The organism is Pseudomonas lutea (assembly GCF_000759445.1).
Lineage (GTDB): Bacteria > Pseudomonadota > Gammaproteobacteria > Pseudomonadales > Pseudomonadaceae > Aquipseudomonas > Aquipseudomonas lutea.
Window position 1 is genome coordinate 30,837 of record NZ_JRMB01000004.1, and the last position, 19,679, is coordinate 50,515.

Below are 19,679 nucleotides of genomic sequence, written 5' to 3' on the forward strand. Positions count from 1 at the left end.
GGCGCTTACCAGTCCCCTCGCTCGAAGCGTTCAAGTTGCTCGGTGAGCTTATTCCGCACTTCGCTGATCTGCCGCTCATCCTGCGTGTCGAGCACGTGCTGAAACTGACTGGCCCAGGCACCGACCAGCTCCCGGGCCTCGCCCAGGTACTCCTGATAAAGCCGCTCAAGCTTCGCAGTCATGTGCGTGTTGACTTGCTGTTCGCGGGGATGAGTCTTCAACGACTCAAGCGCCTTCAGCCGCTCCTTAATCTCGACAGGCGTCAGCACGCCAGGGTTGTTTTCGATCACCAGCGTGTGTGCTTCACCTGTCATCGGGATGCGCACGTCGGCTTCCAGAATGCCGTTATTGTCGTAAGTAAATCGCACCTCCAGTTCGACCTCTCCAGCCGGACGGCGCGGCACCTTGATGTCGAGTTCGCCCAACGCCACGTTGTCCTTCACCTTGCGGCTTTCGCCCTGAAAGATTCTCACGATGACGGATTGTTGGTGGTCGCTGAGGGTGTTGACCGTCCTCACCCGACTTACCGGCACGACCGTGTTGCGTTCGATGATCGGCAGGTAGTGACCGCTTTCGAAATGCTCGCCAATGCGCTGCGTGGTTTCGATCCCGAGGGTGTACGGGCAGACATCGGTCAGCACCACTTCTTCAAGCGCCGAGTCCCGGGCTTTGAGGCCGGCCTGGATCGCCGCGCCCTGCGCTACCACTTCGTCGGGGTTGAGCGTGAGGGAAGGGAAGCGGCCAAACAGGCTGGCGGTCAGTTTGCGAATCAGCGGCATGCGCGTGGTGCCGCCCACCAGGAGGATTTCATCGAGGTCCGCGACACGAATGCGCGCATCCCTCAGTGCGCGCTCGATCGGCGCGCGCAGACGTTCGAGCAGCGGTGCATACAGCTCGACCAGCTTGTCCTGAGTCACCGGTTTACGCCATTCGTGGTCGGCATGCCGCAGCACGAAATCCGCACTCGCTTGCTGCCCCAGCGCTTTGCGCACGCGCTCCGCCTCGCGACGAAGCGTTTGCATCACCGTTGCCGCTGGGGGGAATTGGGGTTCCTGTTTGTGTAACGCCACAAAGTGCTCAAGCAGCACGTTGTCGAAATCTTCGCCGCCGAGGAAGTTATCCCCCGCGCTGGCGCGTACTTCCATCACACCGTCGAACAGCTCAAGAATCGACACGTCGAAGGTGCCGCCACCCAGGTCGAAGACCAGAAATGAAGTCTCGCCTTCCTTTTGATGAAGCCCGTAGGCCAGCGCGGCGGCCGTTGGCTCGTTGATCAACTTCTCGACCTTGAGCCCCGCCAACTCGCCAGCCACTTTGGTGGCCTTGCGTTGCGCGTCGCTGAAATACGCCGGCACGCTGATCACCGCTTCCGTCACCGGTTCGCCGAACGCACGCTCAACGTCGGCTTTCAGGCTTTTCAGCACCAGCGCCGAGAGTTCTTCCGGACGGTATTTACGCGCGCCCAGCTTCACTTCATGCGCACTGCCCATGTGCCGCTTGAACAATGCCGTCGTCTTGCCCGGATGGGTCTGAAGACGTTCACGCGCAGCTTTGCCCACCAGTACGTGACCTTCATCGTCCAGCCCGACAACACTGGGGGTCAACAGATCACCCAATGCATTGCTGACCAATTGCGTCGCGCCATCGCGCCAGACGGCCACCAGACTGTTGGTGGTGCCGAGATCTATTCCGACGATCATGCCGAAGATGCTCCATGCGGGACTGCTGTGAAGCTGTCCGGGGAAAAAGTGAGGTCCAGGCAGAAAGTATCGGCGCCTGCTCGCGCAGCTTTAGCCATAAAGATGGCCTTTGAATGGCACCGCGAAGGTGGAAGTTTGGTGTGGCTGGCATGACAAGGCGCTAAAGCACCTGACGAACTCACTCACATTTATCTAACCTAATGCCCATCGCCCTTATCGGTTTTCGGATAACGCCCACATGGATCTCTTCCCCCGTCTACGCCCTTTGTGGGTATTGCTCATTTGCGTGGTGCCAGTCGCGCTGGCCCACGCCACGCCGTGCCATCAATACGAGCCCGCTGAAACGACGCTGAGTGGCACGCTGACGCGTCAGGTATTCCCCGGCCCGCCGAGTTTTGAAGACGTCGTTACGGGCGATGAGCCCCAAGTGGGTTTCTATCTCTCACTGGCCGAACCTTTGTGCATGGACGGCAGTGAAAACGGGGCAGATGTCAGCGTCGAAGACGGCCAGACGTTAGTGCAACTGGTGCTTGGCGCTCCCGACTTCGACACCTTGCGGCCGTACCTGGATCAGCCCGTTGTGCTCAAAGGCACCTTGTTTGGCGCTGTGTCCGGCTATCACCACACCCAGGTCCTGCTGCAGCAGGTTGAGCTTGTCAGCGGAGCGGTGGCGCCGCCTGTCAATTGCGAGGCAGTAAAGCAGTCCGCCAGACGTGAGCTTGAGAACTTCGACCCGGCGCTGCAGGGCAAAATCATCGGCAACAAAGCGTGGGTCTACCAGGCGCCTCATCCAGCCTGTACCGACAAACTCGCATCGCTTGCGCCTGACACCCTGGTGAGCGTGAAAGGCATTGGAACGGGCGGCTGGGTACGAGCGCAATTCACGGGAAGTGATGGCAAAGAGCATTCGGCTTGGCTGGATCAGGCGTATGTACTGATCGGGGCGGGGGAGGTGGAGGAGTGAGCGAGAGGGTGGTGAGCGTCACCGCTATCTTCGATTCAGACGGGATACGTTTAGTGGGACTGGCTTTAGCCGGGAAGAGCCAGGTCTCTTAACGCAGGACTGAGAATGGCCCCTTGGTTTCGGCTGTACTTCCCGCTTAGCGCAGGTCGTTGCTGGCATAAGGGCTGAGCCTGGAGTCTTGAACAGCGCTCGAAAAGTAAACAACAAAAAACCCGCACATTGGGCGGGTTTTTTGTTGTAGCGGCTTTCGGATCGCATTTAGCGAGGCGAAAAAAATGATGGTGCACCTGACGGGATTCGAACCCATGACCCCTGCCTTCGGAGGGCAGTACTCTATCCAGCTGAGCTACAGGTGCAACGCGGGCGCCATAATACTCATCTGGCCTGCGTGCGTCCATGCTGGCGATCCAATGATCGCAAATCGGCGGACCTCCTCCGATAACCAGCTCCTTCGCTCACGAACATTTACGCCCTTGCGCAGCTACGCTTGTCCGATTTCCACACCGCCCGAACCCCAGGCGTTCTTTTTTTCGAACGCACTATTGTCCTTTAACCCTGTAGTCCCTAGGATTCGTTTGAGATTTCAAACGCCCAGCCTGCTTTTATTGCAAACCCCAAGGGCTCGGCGGCAGATTCCCCGGCGGCGATCTCGCTCGAGACGCCCGCACTCATAATCGTTCGCTCCGCCGTGCGCGGTGCTGTTCAGGAGGCCGACATGCAGCTCAAAGACTCGAAGTTGTTCCGCCAACAGGCGTACATCAATGGCGCGTGGGCGGATGCCGACGGCGGTCAGACCATCAAGGTCAACAACCCGTCGACCAACGAGATCCTTGGCACCGTGCCCAAGATGGGCGCCGCTGAAACCCGCCGCGCCATCGAAGCGGCCAACAAGGCATTACCCGCCTGGCGTGCACTGACCGCCAAAGAGCGTGGCGCCAAGCTGCGTCGCTGGTTCGAGCTGATGATTGAAAACCAGGATGACCTCGGCCGGTTGATGACCCTGGAGCAGGGCAAGCCACTGGCTGAGGCCAAAGGTGAAATCGCCTACGCCGCATCCTTTATTGAGTGGTTTTCCGAAGAAGCCAAGCGCGTCTACGGCGACGTCATTCCGGGCCACCAGCCTGACAAGCGTCTGATCGTGCTCAAGCAGCCGATCGGCGTGACCGCGGCCATCACGCCGTGGAATTTCCCTGCGGCGATGATCACCCGTAAAGCCGGCCCAGCGCTGGCGGCAGGCTGCACCATGGTGCTCAAGCCCGCTTCGCAAACGCCTTACTCGGCATTGGCGCTGGCTGAGCTGGCCGAGCGTGCTGGCATTCCGGCTGGCGTGTTCAGCGTGGTGACCGGCAGCGCCGGTGACATCGGCAGCGAGCTGACCAGCAACCCGATCGTGCGCAAGCTGTCGTTCACCGGCTCGACCGAGATCGGTCGCCAGTTGATGGCCGAATGCGCCCACGACATTAAGAAAGTCTCGCTGGAGCTGGGCGGCAATGCGCCCTTTATCGTGTTCGACGACGCCGATCTGGACAAGGCCGTTGAAGGCGCGATCATCTCCAAGTACCGCAACAACGGCCAGACGTGCGTGTGTGCCAACCGCATCTACGTGCAGGACGCGGTATACGACGCCTTCGCCGAGAAGCTGCAGGTCGCCGTTGCCAAGCTTAAAGTCGGTGATGGTCTGACCGAAGGCACCACCACCGGCCCGTTGATTGATGAAAAGGCGGTGGCCAAGGTCAAGGAGCACATCGCCGACGCGCTGAGCAAAGGCGCGAAGGTGCTGAGCGGTGGCAACAGCCTGGAAGGTAACTTCTTCGAACCGACTATTCTGGTCAACGTGCCGAAAAACGCAGCCGTGGCGAAGGAAGAGACATTTGGCCCGCTGGCGCCTCTGTTCCGCTTCAAAGACGAAGACGAAGTGATCGCCATGGCCAACGACACCGAGTTTGGGTTGGCGTCGTATTTCTACGCCCAGAACCTGAGCCGCGTCTTCCGCGTGGCGGAAGCGCTGGAATACGGCATGGTGGGCATCAACACCGGCCTGATTTCCAACGAAGTGGCACCGTTCGGTGGCGTCAAGGCGTCGGGTCTGGGCCGTGAAGGCTCCAAATACGGCATCGAAGATTATCTGGAAATCAAATACCTTTGCCTCAGCGTCTGAAGTCGCTGCACGACAGAGTTAAGTGAATGTTCGACAGCCTGCGGTACGCGAGAGCGCCGTGCCGCAGGTTTGAGTGGCACCAACCTATTTGGTGGCCGGGAGGCCGCGACAGTCGATCATCGTATGCTGTCGTTGTTGACCCCCGCCGCTTGATCCTTGAACCGCGCCGCCCGATGAGCGGCGAATGAGGAAATGATGAGCAAAACCAACGCATCCCTGATGAAACGCCGCGAAGCTGCTATCCCCCGCGGCGTTGGTCAAATCCACCCGATCTTCGCCGACTCCGCGAAGAACGCTACCGTCACCGACGTTGAAGGCAACGAGTTCATCGACTTCGCCGGCGGGATTGCGGTACTGAACACCGGTCACCTGCACCCGAAAATCGTCGCAGCGGTCCAGGAGCAACTCACCAAGCTGACGCACACTTGCTTCCAGGTGCTGGCTTACGAGCCTTACGTTGAGCTGTGCGAGAAGATCAACGCCAAGGTGCCGGGTGACTTCGACAAGAAAACCTTTCTGGTAACCACTGGCTCCGAAGCGGTTGAAAACGCCGTGAAGATTGCCCGTGCCGCCACCGGTCGCGCCGGTGTGATTGCCTTCACTGGCGCCTACCACGGTCGCACCATGATGACCCTTGGTCTGACCGGTAAAGTCGTGCCGTACTCGGCCGGCATGGGCCTGATGCCAGGCGGTATCTTCCGCGCCATCTACCCGAACGAGCTGCACGGTGTGAGCGTGGATGACTCGATCGCCAGCATCGAGCGCATCTTCAAGAACGACGCCGAGCCTAAAGACATCGCCGCGATCATCATCGAGCCGGTGCAGGGCGAGGGCGGTTTCTACGTCGCACCCAAAGCGTTCATGGCGCGTCTGCGTGAGCTGTGCGACAAGCACGGCATCCTGCTGATCGCCGATGAAGTGCAAACCGGTGCTGGCCGTACGGGCACCTTCTTCGCCATGGAGCAAATGGGCGTTTCGGCTGACCTGACCACGTTCGCCAAATCCATCGCCGGTGGTTTCCCGCTCGCAGGCGTGTGTGGCAAGGCTGAATACATGGACGCCATCGCGCCTGGCGGTCTGGGCGGCACCTATGCCGGTAGCCCGATCGCTTGCGCTGCTGCACTGGCGGTAATGGAAGTGTTTGAGGAAGAGCACCTGCTCGACCGCTGCAAAGCCGTTGGCGAGCGTCTGGTTACGGGCTTGCGCGCCATCCAGGCCAAGTACCCGGTCATCGGTGAAGTTCGTGCGCTGGGCGCAATGATCGCCGTCGAATGCTTCGAGAATGGCGATACCCACAAGCCAAACGCTGCAGCGGTCGCGCAAGTGATTGCCAAGGCGCGTGACAAGGGGCTGATCCTGCTGTCCTGCGGCACCTACGGCAACGTGTTGCGCGTGCTGGTCCCGCTGACCTCGCCGGACGAGCAGCTGGACAAAGGCCTGAAGATCATCGAAGAATGTTTCGCTGAAATCGCCTGACGCTGTACCGATGAGCCCGCGGGACGTTTGATCAAAACGTAACCGTTTCGTCTGAGAAAACCTGCTTCGGCAGGTTTTTTCGTTTCTGGATCCATAAAACTTTCTTTCTGCCTGTCTCAGTCCTCAGTCTTTGACTAAGGTAAGTGGACAGTTGCCGGAGAGTCATGATGACCGTGGTAGAGGCACTCACCGTACCCCGCGTATTGATCGCTGAATCGGACCCTTGGGCGCGTGAGATGCTCAACGAATTGGTCCTGAACGTGCGTTGCGACGCGCAATTGGATATCTGTGCGAACGGCAGGGAGGCTGTCGAAATCATGCGCGGGTACATCCCTGACCTGGTGATCGCGTCACGCGAGCTGCCCGGTATCGATGGTTTGAGCCTGCTTCGAACACTGCGGCAATTGCGCCGCCAGCCGCCGGTTCGGTTCATTCTGCTGAGCAGTCGCAACGACAGCGCCAGCGTCCGGGAGGCTGTGCAGTTGGCGCCCACTGCCTACCTGACCAAACCCTTGAACATGGAAAGTCTGCGCCAGCGGCTGGAGACCTTGCTGCTGCAGGATGGCGCGCAGGTCGCCTGCGCCGTCCCCGCGCTTGAAGCGGGCGTTGGCCTTGATGCCTTTCTTGATAAGCGCCGGGAAATGGCCGACGGCGGGCCGCTGTTCGTGGACGTCGCTGCGGCGGTGGCAGGCAGTCGCGGGGCGTCGGGCGTTGATCTCAAGCTGCTGGAGCAGGCTTTGGCCAAGGACCCACATATCACTGCGCTGTTGATCGCAGCCGCGAGCAGCGCGACGCAACACCAAGGCAAGCCTGTGCAGAATCTGGGCAGGGCGCTCGCCGTGCTCGGTGCCCCTCAAAGCGTTAACTTGATTCAGGGGATCGCGCTGAAGCGTGGTGCCGTCCTTACTGACGCCACCCTGCTGTTGCACGCCACCGAAATCTGGGAGGTGTCGCAACGCACCGCTGAGTGCGCCCGTACGTTGGCCCGCAAACTGGAGCTGGACCACGAGCGCTGCTATTGCGCGGGTTTGCTGAGAGGATTGGGCGATCTGACGGTGGTGCGCTGTCTGCAGGACTGGCTGCATGCGGGCGGCACACTGGATGAAGCAACCATTCGCCGAGCGCTGGCGCAGTATTCGGCCTCGTTCGGATCGGCGCTGCGGACGCGCTGGCGGCTGCCGCTGGAGCTGCGTGAGCTGATCGCAGCGGTGTATCAGTACAACACCGGCGTTTTCACACGTGAGGTATTGGCAATGAATGTCGCCGGGCAGATGGGCTTGCTTGGGCTCGAAGACCCGCTGGAAGCACTGGCGAAAAGCAAATCGGCGCGGCTGTTGAAGATCAGCGAGTCGGATCTGGAAGGGATGCGGCGCAGGACAGTGGCTTGAAAGAATCGGCGAAGCTGAGCTGAGAGACCAGCTTCAGACCAGTACGATCTGGTTCTTGCCCTGCCGTTTGGCCTGATACATCGCGGCATCCGAGCGCGCATAGAGTGCTTCCAGGCTTTGATCCTGCTCACCGAGGTTGGTCAGCCCCTGGCTTGCGGTGATCCCGAAAGTCTTGTCGTTGCACTGAAAGCTCAGGCGCTGGATTTCCCGCTGCAACCGCTCGGCGATCTGCTGGGCCATCTCTGGCGCACAGCCCGGAAACACCGCAGCAAACTCTTCGCCACCGATACGCCCGAACAAATCCCCGCGGCGCAGTGTCTTGCGTCCGCATTCGGCAATCCGCTGCAGCACCAGATCGCCTTCCTGGTGACCGTAGGTGTCGTTGACCAGTTTGAAGTCATCCACGTCCAAGAGCAGAAATGCCATTGGCGTGCCCTGCAGTCGGGCTTGTTCGAACTCGCGCTGGGCGCATTCGAAGAAATGCCGACGGTTGCTGCTCTGGGTCAGCACGTCGGTGGTAGCCAGACGCTGCAGCTCGTCTTCGAGATGCTTCTTCTCGGTGATGTCCTCGGCAATGCCGACCACGATCAAACGCTGGCTGTGCTCGGCCTGATGGCTGACGAAGCACTTGTCGCTGAGCCAACGCACCTGACCGTCTGCGCGGATGATGCGGTACTCACGGTCTTCGATTGAGCCCTTCTCGAGCACTTCGGTAAGGCTGCGCTCGGCGTAGTCGAGATCGTCGGGGTAGATGCTGTCGCGCCACTCGTTGTAATCGGCGAGCAACAGGCCGGCCGAGCGGCCGAAAATGCGTTCGTAGGCGGGGCTGACGTAAATCATGCGCTGCGTCTGCCAGTCAAACGCCCACAACACGGCGTTCACGCTGACCAGCAGGGAGCTGAACAGCTGCTCTCGCTCGCTCAGACGTGCCACTTCGGCCTGGGCGTGCATCAGCGCCAGAAGGGTCTCTGCTGCGGCGGGGGTCTCAACGCGGGGATTCTGGTTGTCCATGAGCACTGCATCTCAAGATAAGGTGCGGCGCACGCCACAACATGTCACACAGCATAGTGCGAAGGTGCTAATGAGATAGGAGTAATGGCACTAAGTTCCGATCGGGCCCATTCAGACGAATGGGCGCCGATCAACGGCATCAAGCGTGCTGAGGCCGCAGGGAGTACGTTTTCAGCTGATCGGCGAAGTCTCGCAGCGATTGAATCCCGCTGGCTTCCGCCTCGTGGACCCATTCCTTGATGGCCGCCAGCATGTCATGACCGTTGCTGCTGGTCTTCGCCCAGATCTGCTGCAGCGCCAAACGCTTTTCGTAGATGACCTTCAAGGCATGACTGTGCTCGAGCATGGTCTGGATCCGCGCTTGATGCTTGTCTTCCAGCAGGCTGGGCTCGCGGGAGAGCAACCGTTTGGCGCGGTGGAACTGATGGCGCACCGAGGCATCCGCTTTCGCCAGTTCCTGAGCCACCAGCGGTGCGATCACCAGCTTGCGGTACTGAGCCATGATCTGGAACCGGTTGTTCAGAATGGCCATGGCCGTGTCCATATCCAGGTGACCCTTGCCTTCCACGCGGTGGGCGATCGGTGCGACACGCTGCACCTTAGCCAGTCGCAGCCAGCTGAACACTTTGATCCACGCCCAGCCCATGTCGAACTCCCAGCGCTTGACCGAGAGCTTGGCAGAGTTGGGGTAGGTGTGATGGTTGTTATGAAGCTCTTCGCCGCCGATCAGAATGCCCCACGGCACCAGATTGGTCGCCGCGTCGCGGCACTCGAAGTTGCGATAGCCCACCGCATGACCGAGGCCATTGACCACGCCCGCGGCCCACACTGGAATCCACATCATCTGAATGGCCCAGACGGTGATGCCGATCACGCCGAAGAGCGCCAGGTCAATCACGCCCATGATCGCCACACCCAGCAGGGGATAACGCGAATACAGGTTGCGCTCGATCCAGTCTTCAGGGCAGTTTTTGCCGTAAATACGCAGCGTTTCGGGGTTCTCCGCTTCGGCGCGGTACAACTCCGCGCCCTTGCGCAGCACGGTTGACAGGCCTTTGATGACCGGGCTATGAGGGTCATCGACGGTTTCGCATTTCGCGTGATGCTTGCGGTGAATGGCGGTCCACTCGCGGGTGTTCTGTGCGGTGGTGAGCCACAGCCAGAAACGGAAGAAGTGCTTGAGCCCGGCGTTGAGTTCCAGGGAGCGGTGAGCTGAGTAACGATGAAGATAGACCGTGACGCCGACGATGGTGACATGAGTCATCGCCAGGGTGACTGCGACCAATTGCCAGACGGAAAGGTCGAGCAGACCGTTGTTCCACATAGGCTGAGTTGCCCTCGGTTGTAACGCGTGCGATGTACGGATCCGCCTGAGCAGACCCTGAGACAGAAGCGCGCATTATCACTTAGCCCACAGATAAAACCAGCCGCTCTTTTACATAAGCGTCGCAAGATGTTTCTTGTTCTATAATTTCTGACTTTCGCAAGGTCGTTTCTATTTATGTCGAGCATTACCCGGGATGCGCTACGCACCGCAACGTTGTACGGGCTTGTGTCGATTGTGTGGTTGGCGACCAGGGACTACCTACTGCCGCGACTGATCGAGGACCCGACCGTGCTGGCGCGGGCGCAACAAGTCGGGGGCTATGTCTGGCTGGCCCTCAGTGCGGTCCTGATCTTTCTGGCCCGCTCGCGGCTGTTGGGGTTCATGGGCATCACCGAGCTGGCGCGCAGAGATGAGGATATGCAGCGCCTGCGTCTGGCGGCTGCGGTGTTCGACACGACGCTGGAAGGCGTGCTCGTCACCGACGCCTCGGGTGTGATCGTGCACGTCAATCGCGCCTTCAGCGAGATCACGGGCTACCAGCAGGACGAGGTACTGGGCCTGCGCCCGAGCACGTTCAAATCAGGACGCCACGGGCCCGAGTTTTATGAACGGATGTTCAAAACCATCATCAGCGCCGGGCAGTGGAGCGGCGAGATATGGAATCGGCGCAAGAGCGGAGAGATCTATCCGCAATGGCAAAGCATTCGTCCGATCCGCGACGAGCGCGGAGAAATCACTCAATTCGTTGCGGTGTTTTCCGACATCTCGTCGATCAAGCATTCAGAGCGCGAGCTGGCTCACCTGGCTCATTATGATGCGCTGACCGGCTTGCCCAACCGGTTGCTGTTCACCGACCGTACCGAGCAGGCGCATACCTACGCACGTCGCAGTAAACGCAGCCTGGCGCTGCTGCTCGTGGACCTTGACCACTTCAAGCACATCAATGAAAGCCTCGGTCACAACGCCGGTGACGAAGTGCTGAAAGCGGCTGCCGAACGCCTTGCCTGCCACTTGGAGAAGGGGGTGACGCTGGCCCGCCTTGGAGGGGACGAGTTCGCGATTCTGCTCGAAAATGCCCAGCAGGTCGCCCAGTCTGCGGAACTGGCGCAAGGCATTCTTGAGGCTCTACGTGAGCCGTTTCAGGTCAGCGGGCAATCGCTTTTTCTGACGGCCAGCGTTGGCATCAGTATCTTTCCTCACGACGCGCTGACCGCTGAACAATTGCTGCGTAATGCGGATGCCGCGCTGTCACAGGCCAAGCATCAGGGCCGGGAAAGCTACGCGATGTACACGGCCGAGTTGACCGCTCACGCCCAGCTTCGCGTCGAATTGGCGGCCGAGCTGCGTCAGGCAGTGGAGCAAAACGAGCTGCGGGTGTTTTACCAGCCGATCCACAGCCTTCAAAGCCGCTGCATCGAGGGGGTTGAAGCCCTGGTGCGTTGGCAGCATCCATTGCGTGGCATGGTGGCGCCTGGTGAGTTCATTCCCATCGCCGAGCAGAGCGGGCTGATTGCTGACATCGACAACTGGGTGTTGACCGAAGCCTGTCGGCAGATGGGGGAGTGGCTGGCGCAAGGTGTGGACATCTCGTTCGTCGCGGTCAACGTTTCCAGTCGGTTGTTTGGCCGCGGTGACCTTGATCGGCGGGTGGCCAAGGTATTGGAGCAAACGGGCCTGGCGCCCGAGTTTCTGGAACTGGAAGTCACCGAGAGCGCGATCATGGACGACCCGGATCAAGCCATCGAACAGATGCACCGGCTACGTGGGTTAGGGCTGAAGCTTTCCATTGATGATTTCGGGACGGGGTATTCATCCTTGCTGCGGCTCAAGCGCATGCCCGTGCAGAAGCTGAAGATCGATCAGGGCTTTGTCGCCGGCCTCCCGTATGACGAGGACGATATTGCGATCGTGAACGCGATTATCGCCCTGGCGCGGGCGATGGGCATGCGCGTCCTGGCAGAAGGTATCGAGCAAGCCAATCAGGCACAGTTTCTCCTCGATCACGACTGTGAACTGGGTCAGGGCTACTGGTTCGGGCGGCCGATGCCTGCCGGGCGAATCAACTGGCAGCATGCGCCGATGTTTGTATCTGGGTGAGGCAACAGCCGCCACGCGAAGCTTCTGCGGGGGGGGCCATTCCCGGAAAACGATAGTGCGGTGATTCTGATAAACCGCAGCGTCTGCATCGCGGGCAAGCGCGCTCCTACAGGAGATCGGCGTCACACGGGGCTGGCGCGAACCCCAAACCACCGGCGTCATGCCGGGGCTGGCGCGAACCCCAACCTGTCGGCGTCACACTGGGGTTGGGGTGAACGCAAAACTGTAGGAGCCGGCTTGCTGGCGAATGCGTTGGTTCAGGCACATCGACGACGGCTGATAGATCCGGTTCGCCAGCAAGCCAGCGCCTAGAGATCCATGGTTGCCTGCGCACACCAAACTCAAATACCTTTTGGTTATATCTGCATTCTTAAATAGTCTTTTTAAGAATATCTCTGCGTCTCTAAGATTGCGCTTACGCCACAAGCAGCGGCCGCCCACGCTGCGGGCACATCTTTCAAGGAGCACGAGCATGAGCGCATCCCTGCGTAGCGTTGACGGCCAGGACGAAGCAAGCATTTTGCGTGAAATTCAAAGCGCGTTGCGGGACCTGCGTTTTGGTGCGGTCGAGATCACCGTGCACAACGCACAGGTGGTGCAGATCGAGCGCAAGGAAAAATTCCGTCTGCAGAACCCTGGCAACAAGCAGAGCTGACGACGGGCGGCCTGCCCGATGACCACCGCGACCCAAAACTAAAAAAAGCCAACAACACCTTTGTTCAGGAGCTTGATTCATGTCCATTCGTCGTTATGCGCTGGCCGCTCTGGCCAGTGCAGTATTTGCCGGTTCAGCCGTCGCCAAGGACTTCACGCTGCTCAACGTGTCGTACGACCCGACGCGCGAGCTGTACCAGGACTACAACGCCGAATTCATCATCTTCTGGAAAAAATCCCACCCGGGCGACACTGTCAAAATCAACCAGTCCCACGGTGGCTCGGGCAAGCAGGGTCGCTCGGTGATCGACGGTTCGCCGGCCGACGTCGTGACGTTGGCGCTTGCAGGCGACATCGACGAAATCGCCAAGTTGGGCAAGACCCTTCCTGCGGACTGGCAAACCAAACTGCCGGACGCCAGCACTCCCTACACCTCGACCATCGTGTTCCTGGTGCGCAAGGGCAACCCCAAAGGCATCCATGACTGGGGCGACCTGATCAAGGACGGTGTGTCGGTCATTACCCCTAACCCGAAAACCTCTGGCGGCGCTCGCTGGAATTTTCTGGCCGCTTACGGCTATGGCCTGAAGTCCAATGGCGGCGATGAAGCCAAGGCCAAGGATTACATCGGCAAGCTGTTCAAGCACGTTCCGGTGCTGGACACCGGTGCGCGCGGGTCGACCATCACCTTCGTCAACAATGGCCAGGGTGACGTGTTGCTGGCCTGGGAGAACGAAGCGTTCCTGGCGTTGAAAGAAGACGGCGGCGCGGACAAGTTCGACATCGTGGTGCCCTCCCTGTCGATCCTCGCCGAACCCCCCGTGGCCGTGGTCGAGAAAAACGCCGAGAAGCACGGCAATACCGAGATCGCCACCGAATACCTCAAGCACCTGTACAGCAAGGAAGGCCAGGAGATCGCGGCGAAAAACTTCTACCGGCCGCGTGACAAGGAAATCGCTGCCAAGTACCAGAAACAGTTTCCCGAGCTGAACCTGCTGACCATCGATAAGGACTTCGGCGGCTGGAAATCCGCTCAGCCCAAGTTCTTCGACGACGGCGGCGTGTTCGACCAGATCTACATTGCGCAGTAATCGCTGAACCCGGTACGAGCGCGCTTGCCCGCGAAGGCGCGGTGTCAGTCGGTGCATTTGGCGCACGCAGATGGCTAATCGCGGGCAAGCGCGTTCCTACAGGTGGATCACTGGCATCGGGTGCTGTTTCTGATAGATTTCCGCGCAGCGCCAGCGCAATAAATGGACCCGGACTTGCTCCGGGTAACGTGTGTTAACCAAGGACTTTTATGTCTCGACGCATATCCCCCGTCATACCCGGCTTCGGGCTGACGCTGGGTTACACATTGGTGTACCTCAGCCTGATTGTGCTGATACCGCTTGCGGTCATGTTCATCCACGCCTCACAACTCAGTGCGGTCCAGTTCTGGAATATCGTCACGGCGCCTCGCGTGCTTGCCGCCCTTCAACTGAGCTTCGGCACGGCGTTTTGTGCCGCCGTCATCAACGGCATCATCGGTACCTTGCTCGCCTGGGTGCTGGTGCGTTACACCTTCCCCGGGCGAAAGATCATCGACGCAATGATCGATCTGCCATTTGCCTTGCCCACCGCCGTCGCCGGTATCGCACTGACTGCGCTGTACACACCGAACGGTTTCATCGGCCAGTTCGCCGCTGACATGGGCATCAAAATCGCCTATACCCCCTTCGGCATCACGCTGGCCCTGACCTTTGTCACCCTGCCTTTCGTGGTGCGCACGGTCCAGCCGGTGCTGGCGGACATCCCCCGCGAAGTCGAAGAAGCCGCCGCCTGCCTCGGTGCCAGACCTATTCAGGTGTTCCGTCACATTCTCGTACCGGCCTTGTTGCCTGCCTGGCTGACCGGCTTCGCGCTGGCCTTTGCTCGCGGTGTAGGTGAGTACGGCTCGGTGATCTTCATCGCCGGCAACATGCCGATGAAGACGGAAATCCTGCCGTTGCTGATCATGGTCAAGCTCGATCAGTACGACTACACCGGCGCCACAGCGATTGGCGTGATGATGCTGTTGGTGTCGTTCGTACTGTTGCTGCTGATCAATCTGCTGCAACGACGCATCGAAACCCCTAACTGAGGAGGCGCACGTATGTCTGGTTCATCGCTCATTGCTGCGTCCTCCGCCAATGCTGCCCGTCGTGGCAGCGCGGTTTCGCGGCGCATTCTGATCGGCCTTGGCTGGCTGGTCTTCGCGTTGTTTCTGTTGCTTCCGTTAGTAGTGGTCATCGGCCAGGGCTTGAGTAACGGCCTCGGCGGATTCTTCTCGGCCATCCTTGAGCCCGATGCGTTGTCGGCACTCAAGCTCACCGTGTTCGCGGTGCTGATTTCCGTCCCGCTTAACGTGGTCTTCGGCGTCGCGGCGGCCTGGTGTGTGAGCAAATACTCATTCCGTGGCAAAGCCATTCTGGTCACCTTGATTGACCTGCCGTTTTCGGTTTCCCCGGTGATTGCCGGTTTGATCTACGTGTTGATGTTCGGCGCCCGTGGTGTGTTCGGCCCCTGGCTGCAGGACCACGACATTCAGATCGTCTTCGCCCTGCCGGGCATCGTGCTGGCGACCATCTTCGTGACGGTGCCGTTCGTGGCCCGCGAGCTGATCCCGCTGATGCAGGAGCAGGGCACGCAGGAAGAAGAGGCGGCGCGCCTGCTGGGCGCCAATGGCTGGCAAATGTTCTGGCACGTGACCGTCCCCAACATCAAATGGGGCCTGATCTATGGCGTGGTGCTATGTACTGCGCGGGCCATGGGTGAGTTCGGCGCGGTATCGGTGGTGTCCGGCCACATTCGCGGCGTGACCAACACCCTGCCGCTGCATGTCGAGATTCTCTACAACGAGTACAACCACGTGGCTGCATTTGCCGTGGCGAGCCTGTTATTGATCCTTGCGCTGTTCATCCTGCTGCTCAAGCAGTGGAGCGAAGCGCGCATTAGCCGTCTGCGCAAAAACGCGGCGGAGGAATAATTCATGTCGATCGAAGTCCGTAACGTCAGCAAGAATTTCAACGCCTTCAAGGCCCTCGACGGCATCAGTCTGGACATCCAGAGTGGCGAGCTCGTTGCGCTGCTGGGCCCGTCCGGCTGCGGCAAGACTACCCTGCTGCGCATCATCGCCGGGCTGGAAACGCCGGACCAGGGCAGCATCGTGTTCCATGGTGAAGATGTCTCGGGGCACGACGTCCGCGATCGCAACGTGGGTTTCGTGTTTCAGCACTACGCACTGTTCCGGCACATGACGGTGTTCGACAACGTCGCTTTTGGCCTGCGCATGAAGCCGAAAAGCCTCCGTCCGAGCGAGAGCCAGATTGCAGTCAAAGTCCATGAGCTGCTGAACATGGTGCAACTGGACTGGCTATCCGATCGCTACCCGGAGCAATTGTCGGGCGGTCAGCGCCAGCGGATTGCCCTGGCGCGCGCGTTGGCGGTAGAGCCCAAGGTGTTGCTGCTGGACGAGCCATTTGGTGCGCTGGACGCCAAGGTGCGCAAGGAGCTGCGTCGCTGGCTGGCGCGGTTGCACGAAGACATCAACCTGACCTCGGTCTTCGTCACTCACGATCAGGAAGAGGCGATGGAGGTCGCTGACCGCATCGTGGTGATGAACAAGGGGGTCATCGAACAAATTGGCTCACCGGGAGACGTTTACGAGAACCCGGCCAGCGATTTTGTGTATCACTTCCTCGGCGATTCGAACCGTCTGCACCTGGGTGAAGACAACCATGTGCTGTTTAGGCCGCATGAGGTCTCGCTGTCACGGCACGAGGTGGAAGGGCATCACGCAGCCGAAGTCCGCGACATCCGGCCTTTGGGTGCGACCACCCGCGTCACGCTGAAGGTGGAAGGTCAGCCGGAGCTGATCGAGGCCGAAGTGGTCAAGGACCACGACAGCCTGACCGGGCTGGCCCGGGGCGAGACGCTGTTCTTCAAGCCAAAGGTCTGGCAAAAGGTGGAGGGCATTTAAGCCTGGCCTGCTCCGCTTGACGCTGCTGACTTTGACGCCAACGCTGCTGCCTGACGCTGGGGGCGTTGACACCAAACGCCGCCTGGCGCTGCATGACTACGACGCCAAACGCTGCCGCTTGCTTCGAGCACTGTAGGAGCGCGCTTGCCCGCGAAGAGGCCGGTACAGCCGATACATCTTCAGCGGCTGGAATGCCGTCTTCGCGGGCAAGCGCGCTCCTACAGGTGTGCTGTTGCCCGAGAGGGCTGGAGCAGCCGATACATCTTCGGCGGCTGGAATACCGTCTTCGCGGGCAAGCGCGCTCCTACAGGTGTGCTGTTGCCCGAGAGGGCTGGAGCAGCCGATACATATTCGGCGGCTGGAATGCCGTCTTCGCGGGCAAGCGCGCTCCTACAGGCCTGTCGTTCGCCAGAGACTGAGCGATACCTTTTACGAGTCGGGCTGCTTCAGATCGCAGCCTTTTTCATGTCCCGCCGGTGCGTTTTGCCGACTCGCGCTTCGATGGCGTGCTGCAGCTTCTTTCTCATCCCCAGCAAAAAAGCCGCTTCTGCGACGACAAACAACGGGCCGATGATCAGGCCTGTGATGTCGTCGACGAACGCCGGCTTGCGGCCTTCGTAATAATGGCCCACAAACTGGATCACCCAACCGAGCACGAACAACCCGACCCCGGCGCTGAGCCAGATCAAGAGGGTCTGCTGCGCCAGATTAGCGCCGAGCCAGAGGCATAGTGCTAGCAAAGCCCCCATCAGCACACCAAAAAATACGTCCAGACGCAGGTAGAAAAAAGTCGCCGCCAGGCTCACCAGCAGCGCGGGAGACACCCAAAGCCCGCCCAGCGCCCAACTGGTCCAACCGGGGCGAGAGAGCAGCACGGCGACTGCGATCACGATCAAGGGAATACCCACAAAATGGGTGACGATGTTGCGGGTGTCGCGGTGGTACGCCGCGTACTGGCTGAGATGATCGACGAGGTTTTTCATTGTTATTCCTCTATGGATACAGGGATCATGCCGCTGGTTTTTTCGAGCTGAAACGCTGAGCGACTCAGCCTGCAACAAAAGGCTGGCCATCAAAAGGAGATTCACATGACGAATGGAGCCCAATGGCACTCATGGCTGATCAACGACCGCTGGTTCCGTGATCTTCCTGCGCTTTTGCAGGATAGCTTGCTGACCGGCATGCGGCAGCGGCGGGTGACGCCCGGCAAATCAATTTTCCTGCGCGGTGAGCCAGCACCGGGGCTATACGCGTTGCTCACCGGTTCGCTGCGGATCAATCCCGGCAGGCCACAGCTGGCTCGCTCACCCCACGCAGAAGATTATCGGCCTTACTGGTTCGGCGAAGCCTCGTTATTTGATGACCTCCCCGCCACGCACGACGTAATCGCCCAGGACGCAGTGATCGTGCTGCACATGGCGGACGCTCCGCTCAAGCAATTGCTGGCCGAGCATCCGACGCTGTGGCGCCATTTCCGGATACTGCTGGGCAGCAAACTCGGCATCGAAGTGCCCGCTGTCCAGGACATCACCCTGTTGCCTACCCAGGAACGCGTGGCGTTTAGGCTGCTGATGCTCGCCGAAGCCTACGGCGGCGTGGATGGCTCTCTGCGCAGCGTCATGCGGGGCGATATGGCCTCCACCCGTTGCCTCGGTCTGACCAGTGAGGTTGTGGAGCGAGTGTTGACGTATTTCGAGGAGCGCCAGATCGTCCGTCGCGATCACGATCGCATCGACATACTCGACACCGACTGGCTCCGCGACGCAGCACTTCATCGCTTGACTGGCGCGGAGGCATGAAGCACATCCGTCGCTCAGCGGTTCAGGCCTTCGCGATACTGGCTGGGCGTCATGCCAGTCCACCGCTTGAACGCGCGACTGAAACTGCTGGTGTCGGCGAATCCGAGCAGGTACGCGACTTCGGTGAGTGAACTGGCGGGGTCACGCATGTGCTGCAGCGCCAGATTCTGTCGGCACTGATTGAGCAGCAAATCGTAGCGGCAACCTTCATCGGCCAAGTGACGCTGCAGGCTGCGCAAACTCAAGTGCAGCGCGTGAGCGATGCGCTCGGCGGAGGGTTCGCCGTCCGGCAGTTGACGCTCGATGGCGTCCCGCACTTTTCGCTCCCAGGTCAACGCGCTGAGTTGCTCCAGGGTACGGTTGAGAACGGTCTCGTTGTGCCGGGCCAGCTCCGGGTTGGCGTCGTCAAGATGGCTGTCAAAGTCATCACAGGCAAAACTCAACAGGTTCTCCGTCGCGGCGAAGAACAGCGGGGCGCGAAACACGTCATGCCAGGGCTGCGGGTCTTCAGGCTGCGGGCGCATCAGATGCACAGCCAGCGGCGCGTAATGACGTCCCAGCCGGTTGCGGCATGTGCGAACGTAGATCGCAGCGAAGGCGTCCATGGCTTCATTGGCCGGCATAGGACTGCCATCGGGTACGCGGAAGCGGAACTCGTACCGATCCTCGACCCGCTCGAAGCTCATGACCAGCGCATCGCTCACCACCGGGTGATAACGCACAATGCGCTCGAACACTTCCCGCAACGAGCCGCTGGCGACCAGCGCGTAACCGAGCGCATGAAAGGTCGTCGGGCTGACGAAACGTGACACCCTCAGGCCCAGCGCCGGATCGCCACTGGCCTGCACAGCCAGTTCCCAGAAACGTGTCGTGACGGTTACCGGGTAGCGAGCGTTGGGATCATCCATCAATTGCGGATCCAGGCCCGCAGCGCGGCTCAGCGCGAGGCTATCGAGGCCGAGGGCGTCGAGCTGCTTGCGCAGGGCGCGGGTCCAACTGGCGAGGATGCTCGGCTCAGACATACACGTTGGCGCTTCCGGTCTACAGATTGGCGTTCCAGGTCAGGCGGGGATCTGCCCGAAGCGGCACAGTGGCGTCACGCTTT

Annotated in this window: 16 protein-coding genes and 1 tRNA gene; 11 read left to right on the top strand and 6 right to left on the bottom strand. The window is 60.2% G+C overall.

Features of this window, described 5'->3' with window-relative positions; all coding sequences use genetic code 11:
• Positions 1-5 precede the first annotated feature (5 nt).
• Positions 6-1,700, bottom strand: coding sequence for a molecular chaperone HscC (locus LT42_RS22915; RefSeq protein WP_037018662.1), 1,695 nt, complete (start codon positions 1,698-1,700; stop codon positions 6-8).
• A gap of 238 nt (positions 1,701-1,938) precedes the next feature.
• On the opposite strand from LT42_RS22915, the gene LT42_RS22920 reads away from it, so the two are divergent.
• Complete coding sequence (locus LT42_RS22920; protein ID WP_081955448.1) at positions 1,939-2,664, top strand: DUF4431 domain-containing protein; 726 nt, start codon at positions 1,939-1,941, stop codon at positions 2,662-2,664.
• A gap of 279 nt (positions 2,665-2,943) precedes the next feature.
• Here the strand turns inward: LT42_RS22920 and LT42_RS22925 are convergent.
• A tRNA-Arg gene (locus LT42_RS22925) sits at positions 2,944-3,020 on the bottom strand.
• A 359-nt stretch (positions 3,021-3,379) separates the two neighbouring features.
• On the opposite strand from LT42_RS22925, the gene gabD reads away from it, so the two are divergent.
• The 3 genes from gabD to LT42_RS22940 all read left to right on the top strand — a co-directional run bounded on the left by gabD (position 3,380) and on the right by LT42_RS22940 (position 7,686).
• The gene (gene gabD, locus LT42_RS22930; protein WP_037018667.1) at positions 3,380-4,822 is read left to right on the top strand and encodes an NADP-dependent succinate-semialdehyde dehydrogenase; all 1,443 of its coding nucleotides are present in this window, start codon (positions 3,380-3,382) and stop codon (positions 4,820-4,822) included.
• A gap of 195 nt (positions 4,823-5,017) precedes the next feature.
• A complete protein-coding gene (gene gabT, locus LT42_RS22935; protein ID WP_037018669.1) occupies positions 5,018-6,298 on the top strand; it encodes a 4-aminobutyrate--2-oxoglutarate transaminase in 1,281 nt (426 codons plus the stop codon).
• Between the two features lie 164 nt (positions 6,299-6,462).
• Complete coding sequence (locus LT42_RS22940) at positions 6,463-7,686, top strand: HDOD domain-containing protein (RefSeq protein WP_081955449.1); 1,224 nt, start codon at positions 6,463-6,465, stop codon at positions 7,684-7,686.
• A 33-nt stretch (positions 7,687-7,719) separates the two neighbouring features.
• On the opposite strand, the gene LT42_RS22945 is transcribed toward LT42_RS22940, so the two are convergent.
• Both LT42_RS22945 and desA read right to left on the bottom strand, forming a co-directional pair.
• Positions 7,720-8,697 carry a GGDEF domain-containing protein gene (locus LT42_RS22945; protein WP_052075381.1) on the bottom strand — a complete coding sequence of 326 codons (978 nt, stop codon included), beginning with the start codon at positions 8,695-8,697 and terminating at the stop codon, positions 7,720-7,722.
• 139 nt (positions 8,698-8,836) lie between these two features.
• The gene (desA, locus tag LT42_RS22950; protein ID WP_037018672.1) at positions 8,837-10,021 is read right to left on the bottom strand and encodes a delta-9 fatty acid desaturase DesA; all 1,185 of its coding nucleotides are present in this window, start codon (positions 10,019-10,021) and stop codon (positions 8,837-8,839) included.
• Positions 10,022-10,198: 177 nt separating this feature from the next.
• Between desA and dibA the strand changes: the two genes are divergently transcribed.
• The 6 genes from dibA (at position 10,199) to LT42_RS22980 (ending at position 16,775) form a co-directional block, all read left to right on the top strand.
• Positions 10,199-12,121, top strand: a complete 1,923-nt coding sequence (gene dibA, locus LT42_RS22955; protein ID WP_037018674.1) for a phosphodiesterase DibA — start codon at positions 10,199-10,201, stop codon at positions 12,119-12,121.
• Between the two features lie 472 nt (positions 12,122-12,593).
• Positions 12,594-12,776, top strand: a complete 183-nt coding sequence (oscA, locus tag LT42_RS22960) for a sulfur starvation response protein OscA (RefSeq protein WP_037018675.1) — start codon at positions 12,594-12,596, stop codon at positions 12,774-12,776.
• A 79-nt stretch (positions 12,777-12,855) separates the two neighbouring features.
• Positions 12,856-13,866, top strand: a complete 1,011-nt coding sequence (locus LT42_RS22965) for a sulfate ABC transporter substrate-binding protein (protein WP_037018678.1) — start codon at positions 12,856-12,858, stop codon at positions 13,864-13,866.
• A 209-nt stretch (positions 13,867-14,075) separates the two neighbouring features.
• Positions 14,076-14,897, top strand: a complete 822-nt coding sequence (cysT, locus tag LT42_RS22970) for a sulfate ABC transporter permease subunit CysT (RefSeq protein WP_037018681.1) — start codon at positions 14,076-14,078, stop codon at positions 14,895-14,897.
• 12 nt (positions 14,898-14,909) lie between these two features.
• Positions 14,910-15,782 carry a sulfate ABC transporter permease subunit CysW gene (cysW, locus tag LT42_RS22975; RefSeq protein ID WP_037018684.1) on the top strand — a complete coding sequence of 291 codons (873 nt, stop codon included), beginning with the start codon at positions 14,910-14,912 and terminating at the stop codon, positions 15,780-15,782.
• A 3-nt stretch (positions 15,783-15,785) separates the two neighbouring features.
• The gene (locus LT42_RS22980) at positions 15,786-16,775 is read left to right on the top strand and encodes a sulfate/molybdate ABC transporter ATP-binding protein (protein ID WP_037018687.1); all 990 of its coding nucleotides are present in this window, start codon (positions 15,786-15,788) and stop codon (positions 16,773-16,775) included.
• A gap of 446 nt (positions 16,776-17,221) precedes the next feature.
• On the opposite strand, the gene LT42_RS22985 is transcribed toward LT42_RS22980, so the two are convergent.
• Positions 17,222-17,758: an Mpo1 family 2-hydroxy fatty acid dioxygenase gene (locus tag LT42_RS22985; RefSeq protein ID WP_037018690.1), complete on the bottom strand. Its 537-nt coding sequence runs from the start codon at positions 17,756-17,758 to the stop codon at positions 17,222-17,224.
• Between the two features lie 105 nt (positions 17,759-17,863).
• Between LT42_RS22985 and LT42_RS22990 the strand changes: the two genes are divergently transcribed.
• Positions 17,864-18,574, top strand: coding sequence for a Crp/Fnr family transcriptional regulator (locus LT42_RS22990; protein WP_037018692.1), 711 nt, complete (start codon positions 17,864-17,866; stop codon positions 18,572-18,574).
• Positions 18,575-18,588: 14 nt separating this feature from the next.
• Here the strand turns inward: LT42_RS22990 and LT42_RS22995 are convergent, their stop codons facing one another.
• Positions 18,589-19,596, bottom strand: coding sequence for an AraC family transcriptional regulator (locus tag LT42_RS22995; RefSeq protein WP_037018695.1), 1,008 nt, complete (start codon positions 19,594-19,596; stop codon positions 18,589-18,591).
• Positions 19,597-19,679: the final 83 nt, after the last annotated feature.